Origin of the sequence: Nonomuraea sp. CA-141351 (genome assembly GCF_050944675.1) — a bacterium.
In the GTDB taxonomy this organism is placed as follows: Bacteria; Actinomycetota; Actinomycetes; order Streptosporangiales; family Streptosporangiaceae; genus Nonomuraea.
Map to the genome: position 1 here is coordinate 928,026 of NZ_CP191982.1, position 11,750 is coordinate 939,775.

Annotated in this window: 10 protein-coding genes and 3 pseudogenes; 7 read left to right on the forward strand and 6 right to left on the reverse strand. The window is 66.7% G+C overall.

From position 1 onward, the window contains the following. The first annotated feature begins 211 nt into the window (after positions 1-211). Positions 212-1,015, forward strand: coding sequence for an IS5 family transposase (locus ACQPWU_RS04825; RefSeq protein ID WP_433437168.1), 804 nt, complete (start codon positions 212-214; stop codon positions 1,013-1,015). Between the two features lie 248 nt (positions 1,016-1,263). On the opposite strand, the gene ACQPWU_RS04830 is transcribed toward ACQPWU_RS04825, so the two are convergent. Further along, the gene (locus ACQPWU_RS04830) at positions 1,264-1,563 is read right to left on the reverse strand and encodes a hypothetical protein (protein ID WP_433437169.1); all 300 of its coding nucleotides are present in this window, start codon (positions 1,561-1,563) and stop codon (positions 1,264-1,266) included. Positions 1,564-2,719: 1,156 nt separating this feature from the next. Here ACQPWU_RS04830 and ACQPWU_RS04835 point away from each other — a divergent pair. Beyond that, entirely contained in the window at positions 2,720-3,100 is a 381-nt protein-coding gene (locus ACQPWU_RS04835; protein WP_433445153.1) for a DUF6461 domain-containing protein, read from the forward strand. A gap of 245 nt (positions 3,101-3,345) precedes the next feature. Here the strand turns inward: ACQPWU_RS04835 and ACQPWU_RS04840 are convergent, their stop codons facing one another. Continuing rightward, on the reverse strand, positions 3,346-3,774 hold the full coding sequence (locus ACQPWU_RS04840) for a nuclear transport factor 2 family protein (protein ID WP_433437170.1): 429 nt from the start codon (positions 3,772-3,774) through the stop codon (positions 3,346-3,348). Between the two features lie 112 nt (positions 3,775-3,886). On the opposite strand from ACQPWU_RS04840, the gene ACQPWU_RS04845 reads away from it, so the two are divergent. Next, a complete protein-coding gene (locus ACQPWU_RS04845) occupies positions 3,887-5,203 on the forward strand; it encodes a helix-turn-helix domain-containing protein (RefSeq protein WP_433437172.1) in 1,317 nt (438 codons plus the stop codon). A 186-nt stretch (positions 5,204-5,389) separates the two neighbouring features. Continuing rightward, a pseudogene (locus ACQPWU_RS04850) lies at positions 5,390-5,839 on the forward strand (AfsR/SARP family transcriptional regulator); the annotation flags it as partial. 50 nt (positions 5,840-5,889) lie between these two features. On the opposite strand, the pseudogene ACQPWU_RS04855 reads toward ACQPWU_RS04850, so the two are convergent. From ACQPWU_RS04855 to ACQPWU_RS04865, 3 genes and pseudogenes are all read right to left on the reverse strand, one after another. After that, positions 5,890-6,015: pseudogene (locus tag ACQPWU_RS04855) on the reverse strand (RNA polymerase subunit sigma-24); the annotation flags it as partial. Continuing rightward, a pseudogene (locus ACQPWU_RS04860) lies at positions 6,015-6,430 on the reverse strand (YciI family protein). The pseudogenes ACQPWU_RS04860 and ACQPWU_RS04855, both read right to left, overlap by 1 nt. 226 nt (positions 6,431-6,656) lie before the next feature. Next, positions 6,657-7,574, reverse strand: a complete 918-nt coding sequence (locus ACQPWU_RS04865) for a hypothetical protein (RefSeq protein WP_433437173.1) — start codon at positions 7,572-7,574, stop codon at positions 6,657-6,659. A 560-nt stretch (positions 7,575-8,134) separates the two neighbouring features. Here ACQPWU_RS04865 and ACQPWU_RS04870 point away from each other — a divergent pair. The 3 genes from ACQPWU_RS04870 (at position 8,135) to ACQPWU_RS04880 (ending at position 10,924) form a co-directional block, all read left to right on the forward strand. Next, positions 8,135-9,184 carry an endo-1,4-beta-xylanase gene (locus ACQPWU_RS04870; RefSeq protein ID WP_433437175.1) on the forward strand — a complete coding sequence of 350 codons (1,050 nt, stop codon included), beginning with the start codon at positions 8,135-8,137 and terminating at the stop codon, positions 9,182-9,184. A 458-nt stretch (positions 9,185-9,642) separates the two neighbouring features. Then, positions 9,643-10,650, forward strand: a complete 1,008-nt coding sequence (locus tag ACQPWU_RS04875; protein ID WP_433437176.1) for an acetamidase/formamidase family protein — start codon at positions 9,643-9,645, stop codon at positions 10,648-10,650. 28 nt (positions 10,651-10,678) lie between these two features. Then, positions 10,679-10,924, forward strand: coding sequence for a hypothetical protein (locus ACQPWU_RS04880; protein ID WP_433437177.1), 246 nt, complete (start codon positions 10,679-10,681; stop codon positions 10,922-10,924). On the opposite strand, the gene ACQPWU_RS04885 is transcribed toward ACQPWU_RS04880, so the two are convergent. Next, the gene (locus tag ACQPWU_RS04885; RefSeq protein WP_433437179.1) at positions 10,900-11,586 is read right to left on the reverse strand and encodes an AraC family transcriptional regulator; all 687 of its coding nucleotides are present in this window, start codon (positions 11,584-11,586) and stop codon (positions 10,900-10,902) included. The two genes, ACQPWU_RS04880 and ACQPWU_RS04885, sit on opposite strands and share 25 nt — an antisense overlap. Positions 11,587-11,750 lie beyond the last annotated feature (164 nt).

An 11,750-nucleotide genomic window follows, 5' to 3' on the forward strand; every position in this document is an offset into this window, starting at 1 on the left:
GCTAAGTGCCCGTGTACAAACTGACCGCTGGGCACGCTGTTCGGGCCAGCAATCAGGCGAAATGGTGACGTAGCGCGAATCTTCTGCAACATAAAGCGACCTTCCGGTAGCAACGGTGGTTATCCAAGCCCCATTACCAACCGGAAGGTCTGACGCCGTTGAACGCCACCGCCCCCGCCGCTGTCTCCCACAACGAAGAAAACACCTGCTCATGCGTGGCCTGCCGCTACGGTCACGGAACCGGCCATCCACCCCGAGCCCCCGCTACACCACCGACATGAGCGACGCGGAATGGCAGGTCATCGAGCCGTTGATGCCCTGGCCCGCCTGGCTGCACGGCAAGGGTGGCCGACCCGAGAAATACTGCCGCCGCCTGATCATGGATGCCATCCGGTACGTAGCCGACAACGGCTGCAAGTGGCGCAATCTGCCCGCCGACTTCCTGGCGCCCTGGCGCACCGTCCATGCGATCTTCACCCGCTGGTGGCAGGACGGTGACCTCTACGCCCTCCATAATGACCTACGCGAACAGGTCCGCCTGGCCGACGGACGCGAGAGCGAGCCCAGCGCCGGGATCATCGACTCGCAGTCGCTACGGGCCGCTGAGACCGTCGCCGCCGGCTCACGCGGATACGACGCGGCCAAGAAGGTGCAGGGCACCAAGCGGCACATCATCGTCGACACCCTGGGCCTGCTGCTGGTCGTCATCGTCACCGCCGCATCCGTCCAGGACCGCGACGGCGCCAAGCCCGCCCTGGAACGCCTACGCGACTGGTACGAGCGGATCACACTGATCTGGGCCGACAGCGCCTACGGCGGCAAGCTCGTCACCTGGGCCAAGAAGCACGTCAAGCTCACCTTGGAGATCATCAAGCGCAGCGACGACATGAGCGGCTTCGTGGTCCTGCCGCGCAGGTGGGTGGTCGAGCGCACGCTGTCGTGGATCTCCCAGCGCAGGCGCTGCGTACGAGATTACGAGCGGTTACCCGAGCATCACGAGGCCATGGTCCTGTAGGCCATGATCATCCCCATGGGACGACGACGCGCCCGATCCGCATCTCCCAGATCCACCTGACGAACGGTTTGTACACGGGCACTAAGGCATTACGCCATCAGGGGCCTTGTGCTTTCCGATCTTCAACCAGTGTCTTCGGCGTCTTTGGGAGCCACCGGGGGCTGTTTCCCCAGGAGAGCGCGGGAGATGGGCTTCGGTTGCGGCGCGGCGGTCGCTCTCCAGGAGATGCCCGTAGATGTGTCGTCAGGTCAGATGGATTCGCACAGCCGCTTGAGCTCCGCGACGTCTGTATTGATATCCGCGATCACCTGGTTGGGGTCGCCGCCAGTCATGCCGGTTAAGCGGAAGTTCAGTTCTTGGAATTCGGCGGCCAGCCGACTGATCTTCGCCCCCACCACTCCTTGCGCGTCGAGGACTGCGCCCATCAGGTCGCGGTACGTCTGCTGAGCCGCGGCCGCCTGGCTGCTGCGGACGGTTCCGGCGTTCCGGCGGTATGCGGTCAGCGCCGCCGCCGCCTCGTCGCAGCCGCCGGGCCGGACCGCTGACACCAGTGGGGAGGAAATCGGGACCACTCGCGTGGGGCTTGGTGGTTGGGGCGTGCTGGACTCAGGCGATGGACTCGGGGTCGGCGGTGCATGCCGGGTGGCGACCGGATCTGGTGACGATGACTGTGGGGCCGGGGTGGGGATCACCGTGTCGGGCTGGGGCCGGGGAGGCGAGGCCGGCGGCATTAGGTAGGCGACCAGCGCGACCACGGCGGCAATCGCACCCGCCAGAGCGCTCACTGCCGTCCAGTTCAGGCGCAATCCTGCTCCTCCGCCTGCCGTCGGCGGCTGCGCTGATCCGCTTCCCGTCATGTCCTCATCGTGGCCGAGCCGCCGAGTACGGTCCAGAATGCCTCCTGCTGATCTTCTTGAACCGAACTCGCCTATAAAGGCGGGGTAGGTGAAGCGGCTTCGGCTGTCGGAAGGGGTCGGTGGGAAGAACGGCGACGCCCTGTAAAACCGTCGCCAGCGGCCGCGAGTGCCCGATGGGGCGGTGATCAAGGGGGGAGCAATCACGAACTGCGCCGGACGGATCTGGACGGTCGGATGACTGATAACCAGCGCGGCGAACGGTTCTGAACGACTCCGAAGATCGTTTGGGACCTTGTAAACCGAAGGTCAGGGGTTCGATTCCCCTCGTCGGCTCCACTCGGAAGTCCAGGTCATCGCGCGATGACCTGGACTTTCGTATGATCTGGATCAGTTGCGGGTGTCCGGCTGTGTCCGGCCGTCATTGGCTGACGGCGGCTCTGCTTTCCCAATGCGTCCCACGGCCTTCCGCCGAGTGCGTCGATGATCCGATGGAGGGAAACCTCTGCTTCCCCCACGAGGCACTTGGAGTACGTGCTGAGGAGGACCTTGGGGCTGTTGCCTGCCCACTCGGCTACCTGCTTCGTGGACACCCTCGAATTGAGCCACGTGGACAGGCACTGGGTGCATCAGCAGGGCCTGCTCGACGATGCGGCCAGCCGCTGGGGATCCGCCTGCAGCGCATCCGCGACCTCTCAAAACCAGCGCGGCCGGCGGACCTGGTCCGGCAGCAGCCGGAAGAAGCAGCAGCCGGTCAACGAGCGAGGAAACGCTCTGCCCGGGCAGCCGTAGCGACGGCCGAGCGGACACCCACCATCGCCGTGTTTAGGCGGATCAAGGTCACCCAGGCATCACCGGAGAGTTCGGTGTCGCAGTCTACGCAGCCGAGGGTGGAACCGTCCTGGCCGAGAGTGGATGGGCAACCAAGTACGTCACCAAGGTGGCGGGACCACTGTCCTTGCGCACAGCTGTGGCCACCGTTTTCGCCGACCTCAAGGGCGCGGACTTCACTTACGAGGTCAACGAGCAACTGATCACTACGTTCAGCCTGTACAGCTACCGGTTCCGCGAGGGAGACGATCCTGACCGATTCCTCGCCGACGTGCACGGGCTCGGGCTGTACCCAGATAACGACGGATACGCCGACGCCCCCATCTCCAGCGCCCTCGCCTTGGCTTCACGAGCCACCGGTGTACGCCTTCACGCAGCCAGTACGCCAGGCCCGCAATGACCGGCTCGACCGACCATCTGTACCCTTCCTGATGAGGTCAGAGCCTTGATCACCGTGCCATTAACGCCGGTGATGAGGGGTTGGTCACGGTCACTCGCGTCCGGCCTGAGAACGCCATTGACCGGGCAATCCGAGGTGGCCCAACGCACTGCCGCTCTGGGGCTGTAGCGAGTGAGGCTGGCAAGAGCGCTGCACGACGGCGCCCTTGTCCGTGGCGGCCGGATCTCCGGTATTTCGTTGTCAGGTCAGCCCAGGCGGGCGGGGATGGGAGCCAGGGCGTAGTTGTCCCAGACGAAAGCGTCCATCTGGTGCTGGTCCCCGGAGAGGTTGACCACCTTGTCGACCTTGCCGTCGGCGTTGAAGTGCCACACCAGCGCCCACAGGGTGTCCACCTTGCCCGCGCCCTCGGTGGTCCAGCCACGGTGGATGTCCACCACGTATTCCTCGTTGGCCTCAAGGAACATCGGGTCGGCCTGGAAGCCGGACTTCCCCAACTGGGTGAGGAACGCGGCGACCTCCTCCACCCCATGTTTGACGCCCGACAGGGGATGGTGTCCGGGGATCGTCCACTGGATGTCATCGGCCAGTACCTCGCGCATGCGTTCGATGTCGTGGGCGGCGTACGCGGCGAAGAACCTGCCGATGGCGTCGATCTTGGAGTCTTGAGTAGTCATAGCCGAAACGCCTTTCGTTGGGTGAGCGAGCTTCCCTGTGAGGAGCGGCCTACTGTAATGGAGGCTGTAATTGAATGTAAAGCTTGCACATTACTCCTGGTAGGATCCTCGCATGATCGACGACGGCGTCGGACAGCGCATCCGCGAACTACGCCAGGAGCAGGGGCGCTCACAGGCGGAACTGGTCAAGCCTGGCCTGCTGTCAGCCGGCTACCTGTCCTTGATCGAGTCGGGGCGGCGGCGTCCCTCACCTGAGGTGCTGCGTCATCTGGCCGAACAGCTCGGCACCACGCCCGACCATCTCGCCACCGGGCGGCAGCCGGACCTGTGGCAGGAGACAGAGCGCCGGCTCGCCTTCGCCGAACTGGCCCTTCATCACGCAACCGCCGAGGACGCTCTGAGCGAGTTTGAGGAGGTCAAACAGACCGCCCCGCCCCCGTTCCACACACGGGCCGAACTCGGCCGAGCCCAGGCGCTGGAGTTGCTGGGCCGCGCCGAACAGGCCTTCGCCGCCTACGAAGCCCTGTGGAAGGCCACCGAACCCGGCACCGCACTGTGGGCCGAACGGGCCACCGACATGCTGCGCTGCAGCCGGGAGCTGGGCGACTACGGCTACGCCGCCGACCTCGGGGAACGGGCGATGGCCACGTTCGAGGACCTGGGCATGGAATGGAGCGACAGTGCGGTGCGGCTGGGCGTCACCCTGGCCGGCGTCTACATCCACCGGGGCGACCTCGTACGCGCCGCCCGCCTGCTGCGACGCCTCATCGACATCTCCGACAGCACGGGCAGCCCGCTGGCCAGGGGCTCGGCCTACTGGAACGCCGCCGTCACCGCCCACTACCAAGGCCGGGGCGCCGACGCCAAGGCCTTCGCCGACCGCGCCCTGGCCCTGTTCGGCGAAACCGACCACCAGCGCAACCTGGCCGTCCTGCGTACCTTCTACGGTGAGATGTTGCTGGACGGCGAACCCGCCGAGCCACGCCAGGCCCTGCAATTCCTCCTCGACGCGCACGAGCGCCTCACGCAATTGGCCAGCCCGGCGGAGATCAGCGAGTGCGAGACCAACCTGGCCCGCGCCTCGGTGCAACTCGGCGACCTCGACGAGGCGTTGCGCTGGGCGCAGGCCGCCCGCTCCAGGCTCACCGCTGACGCGGCCCCCGTAGCCCGAGCCGAAGCACTGATCGCCCTCGGCATGGTCCACATCGCGATGAACGACCAGCCCCAGGCCGCCGCCGTTTTGGCTGAAGGGGAACACGCGCTTCAACGCGCAGCCTCAGGACACGGGGCCGTCATCCTCTGGTCTCGGTTGGGCAGCCTCCACGAGGAACGCGGCGACATCACCGGAGCCCTGCGCGCCTACCGTCAGGCGGTGAAGGTTGCCGGGTACCACCAGCCGACCCATCTCCTGATGAACATCGTGAAGTAGTGGCTCTCTCAGCCACATTCCGCCCGGTTACAGCCGGTGTTGCGCACAGCGGGCGAGGCCGGGGTCCGGCGACCGTCCGAAGGGCGCGGATGGGAAGCTGGCTCGGTGCAGATCTCCCTCCTCGGTCCGGTCGAAGCCACCTCTGACGACGCCTCCCCGATCGACATCCCCGGCGCGCGCCTGCGGATGCTGCTGGCGCGGCTCGCGCTGGAGGCCGGCCGCCCGGTGTCAGCCGACTCCCTGATCGACGGCATCTGGGGCGAGGAGCCCCCCGCCGGAGCCGTCAACGCGCTGCATGGCCTGGTCTCCCGGTTGCGCAGGACGCTGGGCGGGCCGGAGTCCGTGGAACTGGTGGCCGGCGGCTACCGGCTGCCGCTGCGCCCCGAGGACGTGGACGCGCACCGATTCGAGCAGCTTGCCGGGCAGGCCAGGCTGGAGCTCGCAGCCGGCAGGCCGCGTGAAGCCTCCTCCTTGCTCCGCACCGCCCTGGAGCTATGGCGGGGCGCCGCGCTGGCGGACGTGCTGGAGGCCTCGTTCGCCCGCAACGTCGCGGCCCGGTTGGAGGAGCTGCGCGCCACCGTCGCCGAGGACTTCTTCGACGCGCAGGTACGGCTCGGCCGCCACGCCGAGGTGCTGGCCGAGCTGGGCGCCGCGGCCATCGCCCGCCCGCTGAGCGAGCGCCTGGCCGCCTCGGCCACCGCCTCCTGGGCCGCGTCCTCGGCCAGCCCGAAATCGCCGGTGGACCGGGTCAGCGCGGCGACGATCCGCGCCGACTCGATCCGCCAGACCGCCTCGACATCGGCCGTACCCATCAGATCTGGCCGTTGCTCTCGGGCCCGGCCCAGTCCTTGACGATCACCCGCCGACCTGCGGGACCTCGTCGCTCCCGGGCACCCGCCGGACCTCGATCTTGGAGCCGGGGGCCGCCGGGACCCGCTTGGCCCACTCGACCGCCTCCTGTTTCGAGGCGACATCGAGCAGGAAGAAGCCCCCGAACAGTTCCTTGGTCTCCCCGTACGGCCCGTCCGTGACCACCGGGGCTTCGCCGCTGAAGTCGACCACGACGCCCTGACCCGGATCGTCCAGCCCTTCGGCCGCGACGTAGACGCCGGCCTTGAACAGGTCCTCGATGAACTGGCGGGTCGTGGCCATCATCTCGTCGATGTCGGCCATCATGGCCGCGTTCGCCTCGTCGGTGCCCCGCATGATCAGCATGTACTTCGGCATCGCGTTCTCCTCGTCCGGCGGGGCCGCCTCTCGGCTCTCGCACCCTGACGCCGAACGAGTGGCCCGCAGATCGACACGGCCCCGGAGAAATCTTTCGCCGCGACGCATCGCGCACGCGCGCGGCCGGGCCGCCCTCCGCTGACGCGCCAAGGAGCGCGGGGACGCCGCAGGCGCGGCGCGGTTTGTCGGGGAGCCGGGAGGAGCGACCCGGCCATGCCGATCGTGCTCAGCGGTCCCGAACATCACGCTGCTCCGCAGAGTGGTACATGGGGGCGTCTGACTCCGACCGCCGCGCACTTTGCCGGATGAGGTCGGCATCTCCACCTCTCACTCGGCCGCTTTCGAACTGATTCGGGACGCTGCGGGCGGGCCAACCTCCCCGCAGGGTAATCCCGTGACAGACGCGCAGCCGGTGGAGTTCCCACCACACGATGGCGCTCATCATGATCGGGCCGCCGAGGAACAGCAGGCACGCGATCGCCGGCGGTCCTCCAGGCAGTCCGTTGAGGGCGAAGCACTCCCAGACCAGGACGCCGGTCAGCAAGGCCGGGAGCGCGGGGTGGATGGTGCCCAGGCCGAAGCCGTTCCGTACGACCCTGCCGGAGGCGAACAGGAATACGAGCGCAAACCAAACGAACGCCGCCACGGCCGCCTTGACCGGCCAGCTGGCGTTGTTCAAATTCACCTCGCCGTCAGGCAGCCACAACATGAGGCCGAGAAGGGGAGCGTAGGCGAGGAGCAATGTGCCGGCGTAATAGCCGAGTTTGCGCAACGGACTTCGCAGGGCGGTCCGCATAACCGGGCGCTCTTCGGGTGGCGCGCAGCGGATGAATATCCCGATGACGACCGTCGCGGTGGCGACGAGAAGCCAGGGCGCGACGATAAGTGTCAGAAAGGGTTCAGTGATCTTCTCGGTGATGACGTCTTCTGGGGTGGCGAACGATACGAGGAGCACGAGCGACACCGTGGGCGCCGTCCACGTCCGCAGTCTCTTGATGCGCGTCACCATCGGGTCGTGCACATCCGGAGGGGCATCGTCGCCGAAAAGGCGCCAGACGAGGAGGCGGGCGCTGCGGAAGAAGTAGTACAGCGCCAGCAGGTAGAGGAGCCACCGCGCGGCCACGAAAACCACCAGCAGGAGCAACAGAGGGATGAGCCTGTTGGGGAAGAGAGAAGGCCTTTCCGGGAAAAATCTCCGCTGCAGCGGGGGCGCGTTCCAGATGGGCGGGGGCCGGTCGGAATGCGCCGAAGGCCGCCAAGCCCGGTGCAATAGACGGAGTGCGACTGAAGTGGGCTCTGGTCGGGATTCCATCACTGCTGTGCCGCCTTCCGCCGCTCCGTCCTCTTCGATGACAGTCCCCCTGGGTTCGGAACTACTTGGTAAGACGACGAGTCCGGGCAGTTGGTTCGGCCACCAAACCGCGTCGCGCAGACGCCACGGGTGGGTAACTGGCCGCCCTACCGCTTCAGCGCCGCGCCTGAGGTGATCGACCTCGCCGCGTCGACCGGTTCGTGCTCGACCTGTGGCAGCAGTTCGTCCTGACGCACGCGCGGCAAGACGGCAGACGGGCTGTGGTCCGCGCCGAAGGTGCCGGAAGCCGACGCCTTCATTCGCTATTGACCGCGCATCCGGACGCCTTTAGCGTACGTCGAAAGTTAAGGAAACATTTCGAAAGTTTAGGCTCCCACTCGAAGGATCAGACGATGGCTCATCGACACGCGCTTGCCGCGCTCGCCGCGTTCGCTACCGCCGGACTGGTGCTGACGGCGGTCCCGGCGTCCGCCGACGGCGGCCGCCGCCCCGCCAAGACCCTCGGCGAGCTGGCCGCCGCCAAGGATCGGTACTTCGGCGCGGCCACCGACGTCGTAGGGTTAGCCGACGCGGAGTACGCCCGCCAGCTGGCTCACGAGTTCAACTCCACGACGGCCGGCAACGAACTGAAGTGGTACGCGACCGAGCCGCAGCAGGGTGTCTTCGACTTCACCTTGGGCGACCAGGTCGTCCACTTCGCCCGCAAGAACAACATGGTCTTCCGTGGTCACACACTCATGTGGCACAACCAGCTCCCCGACTGGCTCACCAACGGCGCGTGGACCGCCGATCAACTCCGGGCGATCCTCAAGAACCACATCACCCAGGAGGTACGCCACTACAGGGGCAAGGCCTACTCCTGGGACGTCGTCAACGAGCCGTTCAACGAGGACGGCACCTACCGGGACACCATCTTCTACCGGATCCTCGGCCCCGGCTACATCGCGGACGCGTTCCGCTGGGCGCACGAGGCAGACCCTCACGCCAAGCTCTACCTGAACGACTACAACGTGGAGTACATCGGCCCGAAGAGCGACGCCTATCACGCGCTGGTGAAGTCGCTCAAGGCCGAGGGCGTGCCGATCCACGGCATGGGCTTCCAGGGCCACCTCGCCCTGCAGTACGGGTATCCGACCACCCTCCAGGAGAACCTCCAGCGCTTCGCGGACCTTGGCGTCGACGTGGCCATCACGGAACTGGACATCCGCATGCTGCTGCCCGCGACCGACGACAAGCTGGCCACCCAGGCCAAGTGGTACGCCGACGTTACGAAGGCCTGCCTTGCCGTCCGGCGGTGCGTGGGCATCACCCTCTGGGGCCACACCGACAAGTACTCCTGGATCCCAGCCTTCTTCCCCGGCGAGGGGGCCGCCCTGCCGTACGACGAGAACCTCAACCCCAAGCCTGCCTACTACGCCATCAGAGACGCCCTGAGCCAGTAACCTCAAGGTGGTAAAGATGATCTCGAGTAGTGAGATCGTTTACTTGATTCCGCCTGGGTGGGCGATGGCGAGTTCGTTGAGTGCTTCGCGTCAGCCGGTGGTTCTCTGTCCTTCGATGAGGCGCCCGGGCATTCCGCTGCGATGCCCGGGTTTGCCGTTTTGGGCGGCGCGTTCGCGCGCAGTCGTACGCCGACCCACGGTACGTGCGGTCCGCCAAGAGCCTTCGCCACAGCTGGTGGGACGCTGCTCCACCGAGGAAGACCTCATCGACTCGTCCATCGTGAGCGCAAGAACGGCACCCTGCCACAGCGCGGGAGTGGATCGTCACGAACGTCTTCAGCGGTCGAGACGGAGATAAGTGGCGTTTAGCGTGGTTATTGCCTAGATGTCGTATGGTATGGACACCTCGCCCCAGATCGGCTGCCCCGATCGTCATCGCGAAGGAGAGCCGCGCGCTTATGGAGATCCTTGAGTTCACCCCGCAGCCGGAGCAGTACGCGTGGACGTTCGGCGGGACCGCCCCCTCTCACCGGATCCAACCCGGAACCGTGCTGCGGCTGTGGAGCGACGACGCGTTCGCCGGCAGGCTGCGCGATATCACCGATCTGGCCAGTTTCTCGCTCGACGCGCGCTACCTCAACCCCCAGACGGGCCCGTTCCACGTGGAAGGCGCCGAACCAGGCGACACCCTGGCGCTGCACTTCGTAGACATGACTCCCGCCCGCTCGTGGGGCGCGTCGGCGACCATCCCGTTCTTCGGCGGGCTGACCAGCACCGACCGTACGGCAACGCTGCAGGAACCGCTGCCCGAGCGGACCTGGATCTACCAGGTGGACTCCGCCCGTAAGACGGTTACCTTCGAGGCGCGAAGCAGGGAGCTGAGTCTCGAACTGCCGCTCGCGCCCATGCTCGGCACGGTCGGAGTCGCGCCGGCCTCGGGCGAGGTGCGCACCTCGCTCGTGCCGGACAAGTTCGGCGGGAACATGGACACCCCCGAGATGCGCCCCGGCTCCACCTGCTACCTGGGCGTGAATGTGGAGGGCGGGTTGTTCTCCATAGGCGATGGTCACTATCGCCAGGGTGAGGGTGAGTCCTGCGGCACCGCGGTGGAAGGCGCGATGTACACCACTCTGGTGGTGGAGTTGATCAAGGGTGGCGCCCCTGTGTGGCCACGTCTGGAGGACGACGAGCATCTGATGGTGGTCGGGTCGAGCCGTCCCCTCGAAGACGCCTGGCGAGCGGGTCAGGTGGACATGGTGCTTTGGCTGTGCGAGTTGTTCGCACTGGACAGGCTCGACGGCTACCAGTTGCTGAGCCAGACCAGCCAGGTGCCCATCGCCAACGTGGTGGACACGAACTACAGCGTCGTGACGAAGGTCGCCAAGTCCCTGCTCCCGCGAGCCGAGGTCTACGGCGGCATACACCGCCACCTACGCGAGACCGCCGCGCTCATCACTGCGGCCTGACCCCTGCACTCCAGCCGGCCGAGGCCGTGTGACAGGCAAGCAAGAGATCGAGGTCAAGACTGTGGACCTCCAACTGGCATGGCTCGGCGGCCGGGCATGCGGCCTGGGGGCCGGTCTCGGCCGGCAGCTCGGGTCGCCCGCCGCACAGCACCGCGCCGTATCCAAAGCACTCACCGCCCTCAGCGGCGTGGTCCGAGCCGTCAACATTCAGTTGCGAGCGCGCCGCGAGATCGTCGCCGATGGCTCAGGTCATGGGGTGATGGGGCGCTGGTGACCGGATCGGTAACGGCCCGGGGTGGTGCCGATGATGTTGGTGAAGGCTGAGATGAAGCTGCTGGGATTCGCCCAGCCGCAGGCGTGGGCGACGTGGGTCGTGTCGTGGCCGTCGGCGAGAAGGACGAGTGCGTGATAGATGCGTAGCTGTGTGCGCCATTCGTAGAAGGTCATGCCGAGTTCGTTGTGGAACAGCCGGCTGAGAGTGCGGGCGCTGGCTCCGATCGCCTGCCCGAGTTCGGCCAGTGAGGTGTTGTCTCCGGGCTGCTCGTACATCATCTGTGCGATGGCTTGCAACCGGTCATCGTGCGGTTCCGGCAGGTGCAGTGGCTGCTCGCGCGCTTCGTGGAGTTCGTCGACGAGGACTCGACGGAGGCGAGCGCTCGCGGCCCGGTCGTGGTCGCCCGCGGCCCGGTCGTAGTTGCGTGGGCCCGTGAGGGTGAGCAGGATTTCGCGGGCGAGGTCGGAGACCATGAATACGGCGGGATGGCCGGGTACGAGCCGGGCCAGGGACGCCGGTAGGAAGAGGATCCGCATATCGGTGTGGCTGTGCGCGCGGTGGTAGTGCGTGAACCCGGCGGGGGTCCATGCGACCCGATTGGCCGGCACGATCGATGTGCCGCGTTCGGTGTGCACGGACAGGACGCCACGGGCGGCGTACACCAGATGTCCACGTGCATGGGAATCCACCGGGCTTGTTCCCCCCGATGGCCATAGATGTACGCCTCCGGACGGCCATAGATGTGATGTCGGACCGGACGGGGCAAGTTGGCGGCCAACGGGCATAACTTGGCATTCTACCGGTGGCCGGTCACAACGCTTTCTCG